General features: G+C 66.1%; 17 protein-coding genes. 7 read left to right on the forward strand and 10 right to left on the reverse strand.

Features of this window, described 5'->3' with window-relative positions:
* Positions 1-111 precede the first annotated feature (111 nt).
* Both NKH51_RS12090 and NKH51_RS12095 read left to right on the forward strand, forming a co-directional pair.
* A complete protein-coding gene (locus NKH51_RS12090; protein ID WP_254761934.1) occupies positions 112-999 on the forward strand; it encodes a homoserine kinase in 888 nt (295 codons plus the stop codon).
* Between the two features lie 3 nt (positions 1,000-1,002).
* The gene (locus NKH51_RS12095; protein ID WP_254761935.1) at positions 1,003-1,329 is read left to right on the forward strand and encodes a hypothetical protein; all 327 of its coding nucleotides are present in this window, start codon (positions 1,003-1,005) and stop codon (positions 1,327-1,329) included.
* A 585-nt stretch (positions 1,330-1,914) separates the two neighbouring features.
* Here the strand turns inward: NKH51_RS12095 and pdxS are convergent.
* Together pdxS and NKH51_RS12105 are read right to left on the reverse strand one after the other, a co-directional pair.
* Positions 1,915-2,823: a pyridoxal 5'-phosphate synthase lyase subunit PdxS gene (gene pdxS / locus NKH51_RS12100; RefSeq protein ID WP_254761936.1), complete on the reverse strand. Its 909-nt coding sequence runs from the start codon at positions 2,821-2,823 to the stop codon at positions 1,915-1,917.
* Positions 2,824-2,949: 126 nt separating this feature from the next.
* Complete coding sequence (locus NKH51_RS12105) at positions 2,950-3,732, reverse strand: acetoacetate decarboxylase family protein (protein WP_254761937.1); 783 nt, start codon at positions 3,730-3,732, stop codon at positions 2,950-2,952.
* Positions 3,733-3,830: 98 nt separating this feature from the next.
* Between NKH51_RS12105 and NKH51_RS12110 the strand changes: the two genes are divergently transcribed.
* The gene (locus tag NKH51_RS12110) at positions 3,831-4,535 is read left to right on the forward strand and encodes a DUF1405 domain-containing protein (RefSeq protein ID WP_254761938.1); all 705 of its coding nucleotides are present in this window, start codon (positions 3,831-3,833) and stop codon (positions 4,533-4,535) included.
* Positions 4,536-4,551: 16 nt separating this feature from the next.
* Here NKH51_RS12110 and NKH51_RS18930 read toward each other — a convergent pair whose 3' ends face one another.
* From NKH51_RS18930 to NKH51_RS12140, 6 genes are all read right to left on the reverse strand, one after another.
* Positions 4,552-4,917 carry a DUF7344 domain-containing protein gene (locus NKH51_RS18930; protein ID WP_254761939.1) on the reverse strand — a complete coding sequence of 122 codons (366 nt, stop codon included), beginning with the start codon at positions 4,915-4,917 and terminating at the stop codon, positions 4,552-4,554.
* Between the two features lie 280 nt (positions 4,918-5,197).
* Positions 5,198-7,903 (reverse strand): valine--tRNA ligase, encoded by a 2,706-nt coding sequence (locus NKH51_RS12120; protein WP_254761940.1) that lies wholly within the window; start codon positions 7,901-7,903, stop codon positions 5,198-5,200.
* Between the two features lie 580 nt (positions 7,904-8,483).
* Positions 8,484-9,386 (reverse strand): HFX_2341 family transcriptional regulator, encoded by a 903-nt coding sequence (locus NKH51_RS12125; protein WP_254761941.1) that lies wholly within the window; start codon positions 9,384-9,386, stop codon positions 8,484-8,486.
* A gap of 50 nt (positions 9,387-9,436) precedes the next feature.
* Positions 9,437-9,664 carry a DUF7860 family protein gene (locus NKH51_RS12130; RefSeq protein WP_254761942.1) on the reverse strand — a complete coding sequence of 76 codons (228 nt, stop codon included), beginning with the start codon at positions 9,662-9,664 and terminating at the stop codon, positions 9,437-9,439.
* Positions 9,665-9,740: 76 nt separating this feature from the next.
* Positions 9,741-11,081, reverse strand: a complete 1,341-nt coding sequence (locus tag NKH51_RS12135) for an FAD-dependent oxidoreductase (RefSeq protein WP_254761943.1) — start codon at positions 11,079-11,081, stop codon at positions 9,741-9,743.
* A gap of 90 nt (positions 11,082-11,171) precedes the next feature.
* Positions 11,172-11,825: a DUF6517 family protein gene (locus tag NKH51_RS12140; RefSeq protein ID WP_254761944.1), complete on the reverse strand. Its 654-nt coding sequence runs from the start codon at positions 11,823-11,825 to the stop codon at positions 11,172-11,174.
* Between the two features lie 128 nt (positions 11,826-11,953).
* Here NKH51_RS12140 and NKH51_RS12145 point away from each other — a divergent pair, with 128 nt between their 5' ends.
* Positions 11,954-12,412 carry a MaoC/PaaZ C-terminal domain-containing protein gene (locus tag NKH51_RS12145; RefSeq protein WP_254761945.1) on the forward strand — a complete coding sequence of 153 codons (459 nt, stop codon included), beginning with the start codon at positions 11,954-11,956 and terminating at the stop codon, positions 12,410-12,412.
* Positions 12,413-12,486: 74 nt separating this feature from the next.
* On the opposite strand, the gene NKH51_RS12150 is transcribed toward NKH51_RS12145, so the two are convergent.
* The gene (locus NKH51_RS12150; RefSeq protein ID WP_254761946.1) at positions 12,487-14,049 is read right to left on the reverse strand and encodes a sodium:solute symporter family protein; all 1,563 of its coding nucleotides are present in this window, start codon (positions 14,047-14,049) and stop codon (positions 12,487-12,489) included.
* On the reverse strand, positions 14,046-14,327 hold the full coding sequence (locus NKH51_RS12155; protein WP_254761947.1) for a DUF3311 domain-containing protein: 282 nt from the start codon (positions 14,325-14,327) through the stop codon (positions 14,046-14,048). The genes NKH51_RS12150 and NKH51_RS12155 overlap by 4 nt, the downstream gene beginning before the upstream one ends.
* 176 nt (positions 14,328-14,503) lie before the next feature.
* Between NKH51_RS12155 and NKH51_RS12160 the strand changes: the two genes are divergently transcribed.
* From NKH51_RS12160 to NKH51_RS12170, 3 genes are all read left to right on the forward strand, one after another.
* A complete protein-coding gene (locus NKH51_RS12160) occupies positions 14,504-15,280 on the forward strand; it encodes an ArsR/SmtB family transcription factor (protein ID WP_254761948.1) in 777 nt (258 codons plus the stop codon).
* A 166-nt stretch (positions 15,281-15,446) separates the two neighbouring features.
* Complete coding sequence (gene dnaG / locus NKH51_RS12165; RefSeq protein WP_254761949.1) at positions 15,447-16,904, forward strand: DNA primase DnaG; 1,458 nt, start codon at positions 15,447-15,449, stop codon at positions 16,902-16,904.
* 70 nt (positions 16,905-16,974) lie between these two features.
* A complete protein-coding gene (locus tag NKH51_RS12170; RefSeq protein WP_254761950.1) occupies positions 16,975-17,166 on the forward strand; it encodes a hypothetical protein in 192 nt (63 codons plus the stop codon).
* Positions 17,167-17,226: the final 60 nt, after the last annotated feature.

Here is a 17,226-nt window from a genome sequence, read left to right on the forward strand (position 1 = left end):
CCCTCGCTCACGGCGGCGCGTCGCCGCCACGGGGGCTCGAGTCGCTGACGGCGCGACGGGTCGCCATCGTCGTTCGCTACCTTTTTGCCTGCAGTCTCGGAAGGAATCGGCATGCTCACCGTGCGGGCACCCGCGACGAGTGCGAACCTCGGGAGTGGCTTCGACGTCTTCGGCGTCGCTCTCGGGACGCCCGCCGACGTCGTTCGCGTCGAACGTGCCCCGGAGACGACGATCACGGTCACCGGTGCCGGCAGCGAGTACATCCCGGAAGACCCAGCGAAGAACACCGTTGGGGCGGTCGCCGACGCGCTGGACGCGCCAGCCCACATCCGGATCGACAAGGGGGTTCGCCCCTCCTCGGGGCTCGGCTCGTCGGCTGCCAGCGCGGCCGCGGCGGCCGTCGCGCTGAACGCCCTCTACGACCGCGGCCACAGCCGGAGAGAGCTCGTCCCGATCGCCGCCGAAGGCGAGGCGCTCGTCTCCGGCGAGGCCCACGCTGACAACGTCGCCCCCTCGCTTCTGGGCGGGTTCACCGTCGTCACCGACGACGGCGTCACGCAGGTCGACGCCTCGATCCCCGTCGTTGCCTGCCTTCCCGAAATGTCCGTCTCCACGCGCGACGCGCGCGGCGTCGTCCCCGATTCGGCCGCGATGGACGACGTCGTCGACACCGTCGGGAACGCCGCCACGCTCACCGTCGGGATGACCCGAAACGACCCCGTTCTCGTCGGTAGGGGGATGAACGACGGCATCGTCACGCCCGAACGGACCAAGCTCATCGACGGCTACGACCGCGTTCGCGAGGCCGCCCTCGAGGCGGGCGCGACAGGTGTAACGGTAAGCGGCGCCGGCCCCGGAATGCTGGCGGTCTGCCACCGCCGAGATCGCCGGGCGATCGCCGCGGCGATGGTCGACGCCTTCGACGCCGCCGGCATCGAGAGCCGGGCCTACCAGACCGCGGTCGGTGAGGGCGCTCGGCTCTACCGCGACGACTCGTAGCGGATGGCCACGCGGACCGACGCGCTGTTGACGGTCGTCGTACTCGTCGTCGTCACCGTTGCGTACGCGGTCGTCGACGCGTCCCTGTCGGTGCCTTTTCTCGCCGGCGGCGCGGTCGGGACGCTCGCGTTCGAACTCGTCACGGCTCGCCATCGCGAGGCTGTCCGCCGCCGCTGGGAACGACCGTCGGTGCAAGCCGTGACGCTCGCCGTCGCGCTCGCAGGCATCGCCATCGGGGCTCGCGTCGCTCCCGCCCGCGTGCTCTCGTTCGCGCTCGGGTCGCTGGTGGCGTATCTCGTCTTTCTGCTCGGCGTTGCGGTTTCACGGTAGTCGACCGCTCGAACACGGCCCTCGGGAATCCACCCCGACCGTTCAGTAACAGGGAGCTACGTTCCATTCCAACCCGATCAGCCCCAGCGGTGGCGCGCGCTGTCGGTCGACCGAGCATCGCGAGGCCGAACACAGTGTGCCTCGGAACGCGAGCGGTGACCGCGGGAAACCGTGAGCCAAGTGAGGCCGGCCGACGATACTGTGCGAGGGATGAGCGAGCGAGCAAAGCGAGCGAACGTTAGCGCGGGACCGTCGGTCCCGCGAACCATACGAACGGGGCGAAGCCCCGTGAGTAGAAATCGGCTGGGGAGGACGTGGAAATCCCCCCGTTGCCACGGGAGCAGGACACAGTTTCTCACACTCCCCATCAGCCCACACCGTTCAAGACACGACCACGGTTGCCGACGAAACCCGGCTCTTGGGACCCACTCGAGTACAACGAGACCCGCTCCGATCGAGCGCCGAGCACCACGTCACGTCGGCTGTGGGTTCGATCCCTTCACTCGAGTCGGAAACGCACGGAATAGTCGGAAACGCACGTACTCAACGTCGAAGAAGTGGGGTTCCAGTCGCGACGGGAGCGATCTAAACGCCTCGGCCCTGCAGCTTCTCCTCCTCGGGGAGGTCGACGTTGGCGTCGCCTTTCATGCTCTTGCCGAGGTTCTTCGAGATCTCCGCGAGCGTCTCGGGGTCGTCCCAGTTGTTGGTCGCCTCGACGATCGCCTCGGCCATCTCGGGCGGATTCTCCGCGCCGAAGATGCCGCTGCCGACGAAGATGCCGTCGCACTCGTGGTGCATCATGAGCGCGGCGTCGGCGGGAGTCGCGATCCCGCCCGCCGCAAAGTTCACCACCGGAAGGCGGCCCATCTCGGCGGTCTCGTGGACGAGGTCCGCGGGCGCTTCGATCTCGCGGGCGTAGGCCTCGCGTTCCTCGTGGCTCATCCCCTCGAGTTTTCGGATCTCGCCTTTGATGGTGCGCTGGTGGTGGACGGCCTGATTCACGTCGCCCGTGCCGGCCTCGCCTTTGGTCCGGATCATCGCCGCGCCTTCGTCGATCCGGCGCAGGGCCTCGCCGAGGTCGCGCGCGCCGCAGACGAACGGCGCGGTGAAGTCGCGCTTGTCGATGTGGTAGGCGTCGTCGGCGGGCGTCAGCACCTCGGACTCGTCGATCATGTCGACCCCGACGGCCTCGAGGATCTGGGCTTCCTTCGTGTGACCGATCCGGGATTTGCCCATGACGGGGATCGAGACCGAGTCGACGATCTCCGCGACGTCGGCGGGGTCGGCCATCCGGGCGACGCCGCCGCGCTTGCGAATGTCCGCGGGGACGGCTTCCAGCGCCATCACCGCGACCGCGCCGGCGTCCTCGGCGATGCGGGCCTGTTCGGGGTCGACGACATCCATGATGACGCCGCCTTTCTGCATCCGGGCGAACCCGCGCTTGACGAGGTCGGTCCCGCGTCGCAGTTCCTCGAGATCGGTGTCTTCCGTCATACTCGGCGGTTAGGAGCGCCCGCACTTACGCGTGTTCTTTGGGGACGGGTCGGCCGCGACGGCCCACATCGGTCGGCGCTGGCCGCTCGAGTCGACGGGACCGGTGCAGTCGCCCCCGGCCCGCGATCACCCGTGTAGTAGCTCGCCTTCGAAGAGACGCGCCCGGACGCGGGAGCCGTACAACCGGGTCAACGGCCGCTGCCAGAGTCCGAGTTCCCGTCGCAGGGGCGGCGCGATCTCGAGGCGCGTGCCACCGACGCCGAGTCCGAGCGCCACCTCGCCCTCGATCCGCGCCGGCGTCCGCAGGAGGTCGCCGTCGATCGTCGTGTAGCTCGCCATCGTCCAGTCGCGCCGACGGGGAGCAAAGCGGGGGCGGGCGACCTCGAGACGGACCGCCTCGCCGTCGCCGTAGCGACCGCCGGCGACGACGGCGCGGAGTCCGTTCGGCCCATCGGTCACCGTGATATCGGCTCGTTCCTTGGGATACCCCCAGAGCTCGCGCCCGAGCGCGACCGACGGGTCGGTCGTGACCGGCAGCCAGTGGACGTAGCCGCCGACCTCGCCGGCCGCGAGCTGTGCGATAGGCAGGTCGGTACGGCTCCCCTGGACCGCCGGCACGATGACGGCGAACTCGTCGTAGGGCTCGAGCCCGGTCTCGTTCCCGCGCCGTTCATCGGCGATCCCGGCCCGATCCGAACCGCCGACGCGGTGATACTGGATCCCGACGAGCGCGACGCAGCCGACGCCGGGCGCGATGGCGAGCGCGGAGAGGCCGTCCGGCAGGACCCCCTCGAGCCGGCCGCGACGAGCGGGAACCGTGACGCCGCCCATCGCAAAAGAGAGCTCGAGCGGCAGGTCTACCTCGTGACCGGTCGAGAGCCGCCGTCGCGCCCGTTCGACAGTAGTCATAGCCGACGGTACGACGGGTGCCGTGGTAGTAGTACGGGTTCGAGGGCACGCCCTCGAGACCGCTACTGTTTTGCGGGTTCCGGCCGTCGCGCCGGACGATGACCGCGTCGACTCGGCTGGCGGACCGCGAACGCGCAGACGGCGAGTCGCTGCCGGCGTATCTCGCGCCCGTGCCGCGCACGCTCGAGGATCTCGGGCTCCGCTTCGCGTGGCTCGTCGTGGCGATCAATCTCGCCGGAACGGCCTTTGGCTTCTGGTATTACTCGAGTCAGTTCGCCCTGACACCGGTCGCGATGTGGCCCTGGGTGCCCGACAGCCCGCTCGCGACGCTGTTCGTCGCGCTGGCGATCGCCGCCTGGAAGCTGGGCCGCGAGCAGCCGTGGCTGACCGCGTTGGCGTTTTTCGGTAACATCGTGTTGGGGCTGTGGACGCCGTACACGCTGCTCGCCTTCGCGGATTCCTACGCGTACCTCCCCGTCTGGATGTACCACTTCCTCTTCTGGAGTCACCTCGCGATGGTCGTTCAGGCGTTCGTCCTGCATCGGATCTCGGACTTTCCCGTCTGGGCGGTAGCGGTCGCCGCCGTCTGGTACTGGAGCAACCTGATCGTCGACTACTTCGTGCCGATCGCCGGCGAGCCACACCACACGATCATCCCCGTCGAGCGGGACGCCTCGATGTTCCTCGGCGGCGACGCGCTGGGCGTGATCGCCGCTGGGGAAGTGACGTTCGTCCTGCTGGCACTGTTTCTCGCACTGTCGATTCGCGTCAAAAAGTCTGAGACGGTTGAGAGTCAGCCGTAACGGCCGACCCGAGCGGCTACGCGGTCGGCGACAGGTCGGCGACGTACGCCAGCTCGAGGTAGGGATCGAGCGAGCGAGCCGCGGCCAAACGCTCGACCGTTCCCGTCTCCGCGTCGTACCGCAGCACCTTCGAGTCGACGAGCTTTCGAAGGTGGTTGTGGTAGAACTCGACGGAGATCTGCTCGACGCGATCGCGAGTCGGAACGCCCTCGTGGTCGGCGATCTGCTCGACGAGTTCCTCGATGCTCACGGCTCCCACTCTCCGTGACAGGTAATACAGTGCGTACCGGCGCTGTTCATCGAGCAAAAGCTCGAATACCGTGTCTGTCGAGAGCGTGGCATCGGTTTCAGGGGTGTGGACGTCTGAGGTGTCTGTCTTCATTGGTGCTCTGTACTCGGCTTACACGACGGCGAGCAACGCATCGGCTCGAACCTACTTCAGCAGAGCACGGTTACTGATTGGAGGAAGCCAGCATAAACATTCTGTTACCTGAAAGACACCGGACGTAATACCGTGCTACCGCGACCGAACGTCCAAAAATAGGACAAATATTGCACCAAGACTATCCGCGTAGATGATCAATCAGCGAATCCCGGCTCGAGGCCACCCGATTCGGCGCGGGACTCCGATCGGCCGGCCACGCGGTGAACCGCTCGGGTCGCTACTCGAGGATGACGACCGCCGACTCGGTCTCGATCATCTCGCCCTCGCCCGAGTAGGTCCGCTCGAACTCGACCTCGAAGAGGTCGTCCTCGAGTTCCTCGCCGGCGACACGGAGCACGCCCGCGTCGTCATCGATCTCGTACTCGCCGCTTTCGATCCCGCTGTCGATCTCGCCGACTTTCGAGCCGAATTTTGGGCCGAGCGTCGAGTAGTCGAGGTCGATCGACGCCACCTCGGTCGAGATCTCCGGCTGTTCCTCGAGCACTGTCAGCTCCTGGACGTGCATCACGTGCTGGATCGCGTCCTCGAAGCCGTCGACCGGTCCGTAGACGGCCACCGACTCGAGATCGGCGTTCAGCGGGAGCTGATGCTCGCTCTTGTAGCGTCGCAGCGCGGAGATGACCTCCATGGCGGCCTCGCCGGCCTCGAGGTCGGCCTCGTACCCCTGCGGGGCGGGCCAGTCGCGCGTGTGAATGCTGTCGAGTCCACCGGCGGCTCGCGGCTCGCCCTGCTCACCGCTCGACCCTTCCGAGGCGCGTAGCGCCTCGCTATCCGCGTACACCGCTTGCCAGATCTCCTCGGTGACGTGGGGCAGGAACGGCGCCCACAGCTCGAGGAAGGTTCGATGCGCGGTCCGCAAGGCGTACTGGGTCGAGGGCTCGTCCTCGCGGGTCTTGGCGATCTCGAGGTAGTCGTCACAGAAGGTGTTCCAGAAGAACGTCCGCAGGCGGTCGCGGGCCTTCGCGAACTCGTAGGCCTCGAAGTGGTCGGTCAGATCGGCGACGGCGTCGTCGAGTTCCGCGAGCAGCCAGCGGTCGATCGCCTCGAGTTCGTCGGGCTCGTCGGGGTCAGCGGGCGCGAGCGTGTCGACCAGCTTCGAGGCGTTCCAGAGCTTGCGCAGGAGCTTTTCGCCTGCCGTCAGGTCCTTCTCCTGATAGGGGAAGTCGTCGCCGACGGCGGCGCTGGCCGCCCAGAAGCGGACCGCGTCGACGGGGTACTCCGCGAGCACCTCGTCGGGTTCGACGACGTTGCCCCGCGACTTGGACATCTTCTCGCGATTCTCGTCCAAGACGTGGCCGTTGATCATCGTCGCGTCGAAGGGCACCTCGCCGGTGTGCTCGTAGCACTTGACGACGGTGTGGAACAGCCAGAAGGAGATGATGTCGTGACCCTGCGGGCGCAGATCGAACGGGTAGAGCTCGGGGTTGTCCATCGTGAACTCCTCGCTCTCTGCGTCCCAGTCCCAGCCGGCGTTGATCAGCGGGGTCAGCGAGGACGTGGCCCAGGTGTCGAAGACGTCCTCCTCGGCCTCGAACTCGTCGCCGCCGCACTCGGGACAGCTCTCGACCGGCGGCTCGTCGCTCAGGGGATCGACCGGCAGGTCCTCGCGCTCGGCCATGACTTCCTGATCGCAGTCCGCACAGTACCAGACCGGGAACGGAATGCCCGAGTCGCGCTGGCGGGAGATCAGCCAGTCCCACTCTAGCCCTTCGATCCAGTGGCGGTACCTGGTAAACATCTTCTCGGGGTACCAGTCCATCTCCCGGCCGGCCTCGAGGTACTCCTCTTTGTGGTCTAAGATCTCGACGTACCACTGCTTGGAGACGCGGAACTCGACGGGGGTGTCACAGCGCTCGTGGACCTGCACCGTATGCGAAATTTCCCAGCGGTCGCGCAGGTAGCCTCCGTCGTCTAAGTCCTCGACGATGGCCTCGCGGGCCTCCTCGGTGGACATACCCTCGTAGTCGCCGGCGAGGTCGGTCATCGTCGCGGACTCGTCGATGGCAACCCGCAGCGGCAGGTCGTGGGCCTGGTACCACTCGATGTCCTTCTGGTCGCCGAAAGTACAGCACATGACGATCCCGCTGCCTTTCTCCATGTCGACGCGCTCGTCCTCGATGATCGGCACCTCGTGGCCGAACAGCGGAATTCGGGCGGTCTCACCGACGAGATCCCGATTGTCCTCGTCGTCGGGGTGGACGAAGACGGAGACGCAGGCCGGAATCAGTTCGGGACGGGTCGTCGAGATGACGAACTCCTCGCGCGGTGCGTCCGAGCCCACGAGCTCGAACGCGATGTCGTTGAAGTGCGAGCCGCGTTCGTCGTCCTCGGTTTCGACCTGCGAGATCGCCGTTTCACACTCCGGGCACCAGATCGCGGGCGCCTTCTTTCGGTACTCCCGGCCCTTCTCGTGGAGATCGAGGAAGGACAGTTGCGAGATCCGCTGAACCCGAGGTTCGATCGTCTTGTAGGTGTTGTTCCAGTCGATCGAAGTGCCAAGCGCCTGCATCTTGCGGGTGAAGTCGGCCTCGTAGTCCGCACAGACCTCTCGACAGCGTTCCTGAAATTCTCGGCGCTCGTAGTCCTGATGGCGGATATCCAGTTCCTTCTCCGTCAGTCGCTCGCTTGCGATTCCGTTGTCGTCGTAGCCGAACGGAAAGAGCACGGCGCCGTCGGCCATCCGCTGGAATCGTGCAGCGAAGTCCTGCAGCGTCGAGCCGTAGAGGTGACCCATGTGCAGGCTCCCCGAGACCGTCGGCGGCGGCGTATCGATCGCGTAGACGGTGTTGGGATCTCGCTTTTCATCACCCTCGTAGGCGTAGATGTCCTCGTCGATCCAGCGCTGTTGCCAGCGCGATTCGACGGCCTCGGGGTCGTAGCCACCCTCGAGGCTGGGTTCGTCGTCTCGCTCTGGCGAGTCCATACTCATGCTCTCACCGCCCGTCGCGGGCGTCGTCGGTACATCGTCCGTCCGTATCGTTGACTATCGTCCATAGAGCGGTCGTTGTGCTGTGAATGCTGGTCGGCGACAATACATCCGTCGAATCGGGGTTGGGAAACAGGGCTACAGGGCCCCTACGAAAACGGTGCCACGGGGCTCCCCACGGCGGACGAACGCGACCGTCCCGGAGACCGGCATACTCGTCACTTGGCCCGGCAACCCTGATAGCAGTTTCGTCGTCGCACCGGTGGGTCGACGACACGCTGCGCGTGACGGACTGCCGAGGCCCGTCGCCCGCAGCGCGATGGCCATCGAAGCGACGCGGCGCGTGGAGCACTGCGACCGGTGGGGTTTTATGTCGGGCGGAGAGAGCGGAACGTAGACGGCACGGTCAGGCAGCACCTTTCAACTCACGTGGTTTCCACGTGTGGTCACCGCTGACTGACCTACACCGTCGTTCTACTACTCGCGAGCCGCTGCTATCGTCGCTCAGACGAGTCCGTCCCGGACAGCACACACGTGGGCAAGCGCTGTCGCTCGAATTGCCGTTCGTGCACCCGACTCAGTTCTCGGTATCGTCGGAGTGGGCTCGTACCCATAGTTCGCCGATCCGCGACAGCCGCGTCCGATAGGATTTCCCGTGTTCTTCGCGTTCGATGTAGCCCTTCCCACCCGGTCCAAGCCGATCGACGTTGTAGATGACCTTCGACCGGAAGCTGTCGGTGTACTCCTCGTTGAGTTCGCGGGCCAGCGATTCGGCCAGTTCCGAGACGGAGTCGAACTCACCGTCCTCGCCGAGTTTGTACAGAATGAGTTCCTCGAACGGTTTGACGTTCGAGAAGGAGGCGACCGGCAACTCGACGATGTGTTTCCCGTCGATCTCCTTCGCGCCGATCGTCGTCCCGCGCTCGTCGAACTCGTCTAACAGGTTGCGCGCGCTCTCGAGGCGGTCCGTCACCCGGTCGTTCTCGAGTCCGTCGTCCGCGCTCTGGAGGTCCTCGAGCAGCGCGATCTGCTCGCGCAGTTCTTCGGCGAGTTCGGTCTCTAAGTACTTCTCGGGGGCGGTGTAGTAGGTGTGGATCCCCTCGCGGTCCTCCTGGCGTTCGACCATCAGCGAGTGGGCGGCGGTCGCAAAGGCGAAGCTCACGGTCCGGGGCATCGCGGCGACGTTGACCCAGACCTCGTTGCCCCGGTCGAGTTCGACGGTGATGAGATCGTAGGCCTGCTCGAAGGCCTCGTCGTAGTCGTAGACATCCTCAAGGACGAACCGCTCGGTTTCGGCTCCGAGCAGATTCTTGAAGTCCGTCTCGAGCTTCCGCGAGATGTGCCGAGAGTACTCGACGTTGGCCTCGCTGCCGACGGCCCCCTCGAGTAAGATGACGCTGTCGACGTCGATTTGATCGCGCACCAGCGGCGCGATCAGCCGGTCGTAGTCGAAGCCGACCGGGACGATGTGAGTTTGCATGGTCGACAGTTAGTCGGAGCCGTTACAAAACCACCGAGTCGACGGCCCGCTCACTCGACGAGCGGCATGACGATGCCGAACAGGAACGGGGAGGTAAAGCCGACGGCAAATCCGACGATCGTCAGCGCGAAAAGCAGCGTGTTCTCCCACTGCGGGAGCGAGCCGAACATCGCGTGGCCGACGAGTTCGCCGCCGGTGCCGACGACGAACAGCGCGAGCCCGAGGAAGAATCCCGCCTTCGCCAATTCGGGGTAATCGCGGCCGCTGTAGTGTGCCATATCGGCTCGTCAATCGTCGACTCGGTAATAGTTTCGATCTCGTCGAAAAGCGCGTGCAACGGAGAACAGCTCTCCGTCAGTTCGCGCGCGGGAAGTTCCCGATCGTCTCCTCGCGGAACGCCGACTCGTCGAACTCGTACTCGTCGCCGAGGAACTCGAGCAGCGTGTGGGTGTCACGCATCGCGTTCTTGAGACAGGTCGAGGCGCCCGGCGACGGCGTGATGTTGAAGATGATGTCGTCACCGACGATCTTGGCCTCGCCCATGTCAAGGGACTTGTTCTTCGTGTCGACGATCTGGGGTCGGACGCCGCCGTAGCCCTTCGCGCGCTCGATGTCGTCGAGTTCGACGCTCGGGACGACCTTCTGGACGTGCGGGAGGAACTGCTTCGGGCCGACCTCGGGGAGGTCGTAGACGAGGTTCCGGAGGACGTAGGGCAGCAGAATGCGGTCCGAGAGGATGTTGGCGTAGCTCAGGAACGCCGCCGCGTTCAGCCCGAAGACGTCGAGGAAGTCGGTGACGGTCGAGATGCGGCCGCGCTCGAGGGCCGGGACGAGCTTCGCGGTCGGGCCAAAGCGCGTGATGCTGTCGTCGTGGACGTCCGCGTCGCCGTGGACGGCCGCGAAGGGCAGCTTCTTCATCTGGAGCGTGTAGACCTTCCCGTTCAGGAGGTCGTCGGCGAGGAAGAAGCTCCCGGCGACGGGGAGCAAGACCTTGTCCTGGCCGTAGCCGAGTTCCTTCGCGATCTGGAGGCTGTGCGAGCCGGCGGCGACGACGGTCGCGTCGCAGTCGAACCGGCCGGCACTCGTTTCGATCGTGTAACCCTCGAGCGTCGGCGTGATATCTTTTACCTTCGTCCCGGTGAAAACGTCGACGTGGGCTTCCTCGCGTGCCTCATCAACAAACGATTTCGTCGTCTCGCCGTAGTCGACGACGTAGCCGTCGGAGGTCTGCAAGGCGAGCATATCCTTCGAGGGATCGCGGCCCTCGACGACCTTCGGCTCGATCTCGGCGATCTCCTCGCGGCCGATCGGCTCCAGCTTCGGGAAGAGGTCGCCGAAGCCTTCGTCGTCGTAGCGCTGCTCCAGCTTGTCGACTTCCTCGTCGCCGACACCGAGGACCATCTTGCTGCGCTTTGCGTGCATCTCCCGATCGGGGTCGTGGTTCTCGAGGTAGCCGGCGAGGAGCTCCGCACCCTCTTTGACCTCCTCGGCTTTCTCGAGGGTGTAGTTGGTCTCGATGTCCCCGAAGTGGAGGGTCTGAGAGTTGTTCGTGTGATGGGAGTTGATCGCCGCGATCTCGGCTTCCTTCTCGATCAGTGCGATGGATTCGATGTCGGTAAACTTCGCAGTGGTGTACAGGAGAGACGCACCACTGATTCCGCCACCGACGATAACGAGGTCATACTTGCCAGACATGGTGGTTCTGAAAGGGTGTCATCTGAACCGCTCGACTCCAGACAGATAACTCATCTTCTTTGCTGCCGATCCAGGCGATCAACGAACCGGCTATCGACGATCGCCGCCCGACTCGAGCGAGAGCCCCCGAAACAGGTCGACGATCCGTTCGCGATCCCGGGCCGGATCGACATCGAGGGCGGCCGCGAGCAGGTCCGCTCCGTCGGGGGCCTCGAGCGGGAGGAGACCCCCGGCCACGACGTACGCCTCACCGGCGGGCCAGACGGCCACGTGGGCTTCGGCGTCGATCGTCGCCGACGCGGTCTCACCGCTGGCGACATCGGTGTCGTCGGGCGCGTTCGCCGAATCGATCGGATACCCGACCTCGAGCACGGAGAGGTGGCCGACGGCCCCGTCCGGTCGGTCGATGTACTCGCTAGCGCGCTCTCCGCGGACCCCGATCCCGTCGTCCGCAAGGGTCTCGACGACACCCTCGCGGGCCTTCGGGGCGGCGACCTCGAGCGCCTCGGTCGGATCGAGGCCGATCGCCTCGAGCGAGGGGGCAATGCGCACGTCGACGGTGAACAGCGATCGGACCGGCACGTCGCCGTCTGCGCGGAGTCGCTCCGCGGCGTCGGCGGTCGGCCGGTGTTCGAAGACGCTCGTCTCGGCGGTGATCGTCGCCAGCGAGAGGGAACGGTCGTCGGTCCGGCGCGTGACGCGACGCCAGTCGTCGGTGATCGCCGGCGGGAGGTCGATGGCCATCGTCGCCGGGTACGCGACCGGGGTCGTTGAGGGTGGCGATTCACTGAAAGAGACGGCGGTCGAAGACGGTTTGCGGACTACGTATCCACAGGAACTTTTTGCCACTAGCTGTGCCAGAAGAGGATGGTATGTCAGACCAAGACAGCCGATATTTCGAGGAGCTGGATGTCGGTGAGGAGTTCGACTGCGGGAGTATCGACGTCGAGAAAGCGGAGATGCTCGAGTTCGCCGAGCGATACGACCCGCAACCGTTCCACGTCGACGAGGGGGCCGCGGCGGAATCGATGTACGGCGACCTCATCGCGAGCGGTTGGCTGACGTGCGCGCTCACGGCCCGGTTGCTGGTCACGGGCTACATGAACAGGAACGCCACGCTCGGCGGGAATGGGATGGACGAAGTTCGCTGGCACCAGCCCGTATACGCGGGGGATACTCTGTCGGTTCACGTCGAGCTGGTCGAAAAGGAGGCGGGGGACAATCCGACGTTCGGACACACGAGGGTAAAGATCACTACGACGAACCAGGACGACAGCATCGTGCTTACGATGTACGGCCTCGGACTGGTCGAAAAGCGCAACGCAGCGTGACCTTCCGGCGCTTCGGTTTGCGGTCCGCCCCGAGCGCAGAGATCGTAGCACCGATCGTTGGTAGCTGCTGGTGCTCAGTCCGCGCCCGACTCCTCGAAGTAGATCGCGCGGCGCTCGGCGGCCGCCGGCGACGTGACCTGCGAGACGACGACGGTGACGAGCAGACCAAGTCCCATGCCGACGAGGCCGGCCGTCCAGCCGAAATACGATCCCTGAAACACCGTCGTCACGAGGGCCGTGAGCGGCGTCGTGAATCCACCGACAACGGGAACGACGCTGAACAGTTCGATGAGGGTTACGAGCCACGTTACGAACAGGGTCACGAGATAGAAGCCCTGACTCACGAGGACGCCCGCGGTGATCCCGGCTCGAGTGGTCCCCCGCCAGTAGAGCGCGAGCAGGACTGGGAGGGCGAGCTGGGCGAATCCGCTAAAGGCAGCGTCACCGATCTCGAACAGCGTCGCGGGCTGAAACAGGCTGGCGACGAACGCCGCGGTGGCGAAGGCCGCAACACCGCCGCGGGCCAGCAGATCTTCACGGCGATCGGAGAGGTCCCGTTCGACGAACGGGCGGTAGAGATCGCGCGTCATATACGACGACCCGGAGAGCAGCATCGAGTCCGAGGAGGACATCATCGCGGCCATCGCGCCCGCGATGACGAGCGCGGCGAACCAGACCGGCGTGTACTCGGCGAGGACGGCCGGGAGGATGTTTCCGCTCTCGGGCATCGCGACGCCGAGGCCGGCGGCCCACGCGCCGAGCATGAACGCCGGGACGAACAGGAGGACACAGAGGATCGGCCAGAGGGCGAGCGAGCGTTTGATGACGGTCCGAGAGCCCGCCGCGAAGAATCGTTGGTTAACCTGCGGGAACATCGCGACGCCGAAGCCGATCGTGATCGCCGTCGACAGGATCCACGGGACCGTGTAGACGCCGCCGCCGAGCGAGAGGTAGCCGGCGGTGTCGGGGTTGGCGGCGAGCGCCTCGGTCGCCGCGCCGGGGCCGCCCACGGCCGCGAGGACCCACAGCAGCGCGACCCAGGTCGTGACCAGCATGAACGCGCCCTGCAGCGTGTCGGTCCAGGCGACCCCGCGCATTCCGGCGGCAACGACGTAGAGGATCATGAACACGGTGATCAGCCCGGCTCCCGCGGCGTAGGAGATCGCGCCGTTGGTCAGCGCCTCGAGGGCGGTGCCGGCCCCGACCTGCTGGAGCATGACGTAGGGGAAGAGCCACACCAGACTGACGCCGGCGACGAGCCCACGCAGGTACCGCGAGCCGAAGCGGTCGCCGAGCATTTCGCCGAGCGTGACGTAGCCGTATCGCTGGCCCAGCAGCCACTGCTTGTAGCCGATGACGTACCAGAGGATGGCGAAGATGACCCCGTCCATCAGCCCCATGACGAGAATCCACTCGGGGCCCTGCGCGTAGGCGATGTTCGGTCCCGCGAAGAAGGTAAACGCCGACAGGAGCGTCGCGAAGGTCGTGAACAGCAAGACGACCGTCCCGAGAGTGCGACTCGCGAGGTAGAAATCCTCGGCGGTGCGGTCGGTCAGCCGGTAGGCGACCAGCCCGACCGCGAGCGCGATCAGGAGATAGCCGACGATGATCGACAGCTGAATCGCGACCGCGTTCACGGCGAGTCACCTCCGGAGCGCGGCCCGCGAGCGCGGTCGGCCGACGGCTCGGGTGCTGCGCTCGAGTCCCCCACGGCCGGTTCGATACCGACTCCCCAGGCGCGCTGGGCGAACACCCAGAAGACGACCGACGCGAGCCCCATCCAGCCGACGTGCCACCAGAGCCACACCGGCAGGCCGGCGACGACGGCCGACGACCCCCAGAGGAACCACGGCACCGCGAGCGCGGCGAGAACGATCGCTATCGCGAGCCAGATCCCGGTTTCGTTGCGAGGCATACCCGAGCGTTGGGCCCGACGTGGGTAATTCTTACTGTTCGAAGGACGATATCGAAGAGAATAATTCATCAGTTCTGCGACGGGGCCACGTCACGCGATTTCCGGTAGCTGAAATCGCTCTTTCACCGAGGAAAAAGGGTATAGGTGTCTGACAGAGAATAGGAATCGAACCCCACATGGCCCGTCTGTTTCCCTTTCGCTCCGAGACGGCCGCCGAAGAGGGCCAACCCCGCGTCGTCGACCTCGAGGGCGAGGACGCCGACGCGGTCTTCGCCGCCCTCTCCTCGACGACGGCCCGCCGGATCTACGCCCATCTCGACGACGAACCCGCGACGCCGAGCGACATCGCCGACGCGATCGACTCCTCGATCCAGAACGTCCGCTACCACTTAGAGAAACTCGAGGACGCCGGCCTCGTCGAGGTCGTCGACACCTGGTACTCCTCGCGGGGCAACGAGATGAGCGTCTACGCGACGACCGACGGCCCGCTGATCGTAACCAGCAACGAGTCGCGTGCGACGCAACTGAAAGAGGCTCTCTCGCGGTTCATCGGCGGCGTCGGCGCGCTCGCTGGCGGTAGTCTGCTGGTGCAGTATGGTCTCACGCGGTGGCTCGCGCCGACCCCGGCGGGAACCGCCAACAGCGGCTCGCGGTCGGAGTCGGACGGAGCGGGCAACGGGAACGCGGGCGACGGCTCGAGCGACGGCGGCGGCTTCGGAATCGAGAGCACAAACGGCTCGAACGAGACGACGACCGGAAGCGGCGGCGCGGAACAGACGGATTCGGCCCTCGACGCCGGCAACGAAACGGCCCAGAACGCCACTGACGGCGGACTCGAGGCCGCGGAAGCGGTGTTCGCGACCGTCCCGCCCGGACTGCTCTTTTTCCTCGGCGGACTCGTCGTCCTGCTCGCGGTGACGGTCTACTGGTACCGGACTCGACCGGCCCACTGAGCCAGCGTCCCGCGACCGGTGTGGCGAGCGCGAGCCGGGCTCGAACGCGTTCTCGAGCCTCCATCGAGGTCAACAGCTATTTCCCCCCCACGGACGAAATCGTATATAAACAGGTCTCTGGACGCGATGCCCGCGTCACCGCGCCCCTCGCGGGGACAGATCTCCAATGGAAGACACCTCGAAATACCTCATTCACGCGGACGTTACGGCTGACGGGGTCGTCGAGCGCAGCGACGTCGTCGGCGCGATCTTCGGGCAAACCGAAGGTCTACTCGGCGACGAGTTAGACCTGCGCGACCTCCGTCAGTCCGGTAAAGTCGGCCGCATCGACGTCGAAATCGCGAGCACCGGGGGCAACTCCCACGGTCAGGTAACGATCGCCACCAGCCTCGACAAGGTCGAGACCGCCACCCTCGCGGCCGCCCTCGAGACGATCTCCCGTGTCGGTCCCTGCCGGGCCGACCTCGAGATCCGCGAAATCGAGGACGTGCGGGCGGCGAAGCGAAAGGAGGTCGTCGACCGCGCGAAGGAACTGCTCCGGACGGGCTTCGACGACACGATCATGTCCTCCGACGAGATCTTGGCGGAGGTACGCGAGCACGTCCGCGTCGAGGACATTACCGAGTACGAAGGGCTGCCCGCCGGCCCCCGCGTGACCGACAGCGACGCCATCATCGTCGTCGAAGGTCGGGCCGACGTGCTCGCCATGCTCAAGTACGGCATCAAAAACGCCATCGCGGTCGAAGGAACGAGCGTCCCCGACGCGGTCGCCGAACTCACGCGCCACCGCACCGTCACCGCCTTCCTCGACGGCGACCGCGGCGGCGATCTCATTCTCGAGGAGCTCGCCCAGGTCGGCGACATCGACTACGTCGCCTTCGCGCCCGCCGACAGTTCCGTCGAGGAACTGGACCACCACGAACTGTTCGCCGCCCTCCGGAACAAGGTCCCCTACGAGACCGTCTCGGAACTGAACGAACCTCGAGAAGCGGTCGCCGCGACCGACGGGAGCACGACGCCGGCGCCGCCGCCGTCCGACGCCGGGACCGCGTCGCCGACGGTCGTCGACGAGGCAGGGGCCGATGCCGAGTGCGATTCCAAAGCGTCGTCCGCAGCGACCGACTCGAGCGACGCGACCGCATCGACGGCGGCCGGCGACGGACCGCCGTCGAGAGCAAAGACCGATCGAGCGAACGCCGGTTCGTCGCCGAATTCGGCACAATCAGCACAGCCTGTGGGCGAACGCGAGGATGAAGCGACCGATCGCAGCGAGCGGCGATCGCAGGCAGCCGACGACGCGGACCACGAACCCGAAACAGTCTACGGCCACGCGACGGCGGTCATCCGCGCGGATACCGACCGCGTTCGGTTCCTCGACGCCGACGGCGAGCGAATCACCGACACCGACGCGTCCGACGCGTACGATGCCCTCGAGTCGGTCGATCCGGTGCCGACGACGGTCGTGCTCGACGACATTCTGGGCCAGCAACTGCTCGATCTGGCGGCCGACCGTGGCGTCGAGCGGATCGTCGCGCGCTCGCTCGGCCAGTTCACCAAGCGACCGACCGGCGTCCGGATCCATGCAGTCGACGACATCGCCGAGCAGCCACCGAAAGAACCCTGAGAAGGACCGATTCCCAGTGGGCGGGACCGGAACGGGCGGTTGATATACCGACAGGCCTGAGCGACCGGTAATGACTCCCCCGCCATCGGCCGCGCTCGGGCTGCTCGGCGTCTGGGTACTGCTGACGTTCTGGGCGACGGCCACGACCGCGACGAACGTGACGGACGCCGACCGACGGTTCGAGCCGATCGACGTCGACGACCGATCCGATCGATCCTCGAGTACAGCCTCGACGAACGCCTTCTCCTCCGCCGACGATTGAGGCCGACGCGCGACGGGCGCAGACGCCAGCCGCGTCGGACGACACGGCGTCGCCGACCGC

Source organism: Natrinema marinum (assembly GCF_024296685.1).
Classification (GTDB): Archaea; Halobacteriota; Halobacteria; order Halobacteriales; family Natrialbaceae; genus Natrinema; species Natrinema marinum.

Excerpts from the sequence above, each read along its gene's own strand:
- NKH51_RS12090 (WP_254761934.1), top strand. The coding sequence starts at position 112 with ATGCTCACCGTGCGGGCACCCGCGACGAGTGCGAACCTCGGGAGTGGC.
- NKH51_RS12095 (WP_254761935.1), top strand. The coding sequence starts at position 1,003 with ATGGCCACGCGGACCGACGCGCTGTTGACGGTCGTCGTACTCGTCGTC.
- pdxS (WP_254761936.1), bottom strand. The coding sequence starts at position 2,823 with ATGACGGAAGACACCGATCTCGAGGAACTGCGACGCGGGACCGACCTC.
- NKH51_RS12105 (WP_254761937.1), bottom strand. The coding sequence starts at position 3,732 with ATGACTACTGTCGAACGGGCGCGACGGCGGCTCTCGACCGGTCACGAG.
- NKH51_RS12110 (WP_254761938.1), top strand. The coding sequence starts at position 3,831 with ATGACCGCGTCGACTCGGCTGGCGGACCGCGAACGCGCAGACGGCGAG.
- NKH51_RS18930 (WP_254761939.1), bottom strand. The coding sequence starts at position 4,917 with ATGAAGACAGACACCTCAGACGTCCACACCCCTGAAACCGATGCCACG.
- NKH51_RS12120 (WP_254761940.1), bottom strand. The coding sequence starts at position 7,903 with ATGGACTCGCCAGAGCGAGACGACGAACCCAGCCTCGAGGGTGGCTAC.
- NKH51_RS12125 (WP_254761941.1), bottom strand. The coding sequence starts at position 9,386 with ATGCAAACTCACATCGTCCCGGTCGGCTTCGACTACGACCGGCTGATC.
- NKH51_RS12130 (WP_254761942.1), bottom strand. The coding sequence starts at position 9,664 with ATGGCACACTACAGCGGCCGCGATTACCCCGAATTGGCGAAGGCGGGA.
- NKH51_RS12135 (WP_254761943.1), bottom strand. The coding sequence starts at position 11,081 with ATGTCTGGCAAGTATGACCTCGTTATCGTCGGTGGCGGAATCAGTGGT.
- NKH51_RS12140 (WP_254761944.1), bottom strand. The coding sequence starts at position 11,825 with ATGGCCATCGACCTCCCGCCGGCGATCACCGACGACTGGCGTCGCGTC.
- NKH51_RS12145 (WP_254761945.1), top strand. The coding sequence starts at position 11,954 with ATGTCAGACCAAGACAGCCGATATTTCGAGGAGCTGGATGTCGGTGAG.
- NKH51_RS12155 (WP_254761947.1), bottom strand. The coding sequence starts at position 14,327 with ATGCCTCGCAACGAAACCGGGATCTGGCTCGCGATAGCGATCGTTCTC.
- NKH51_RS12160 (WP_254761948.1), top strand. The coding sequence starts at position 14,504 with ATGGCCCGTCTGTTTCCCTTTCGCTCCGAGACGGCCGCCGAAGAGGGC.
- dnaG (WP_254761949.1), top strand. The coding sequence starts at position 15,447 with ATGGAAGACACCTCGAAATACCTCATTCACGCGGACGTTACGGCTGAC.
- NKH51_RS12170 (WP_254761950.1), top strand. The coding sequence starts at position 16,975 with ATGACTCCCCCGCCATCGGCCGCGCTCGGGCTGCTCGGCGTCTGGGTA.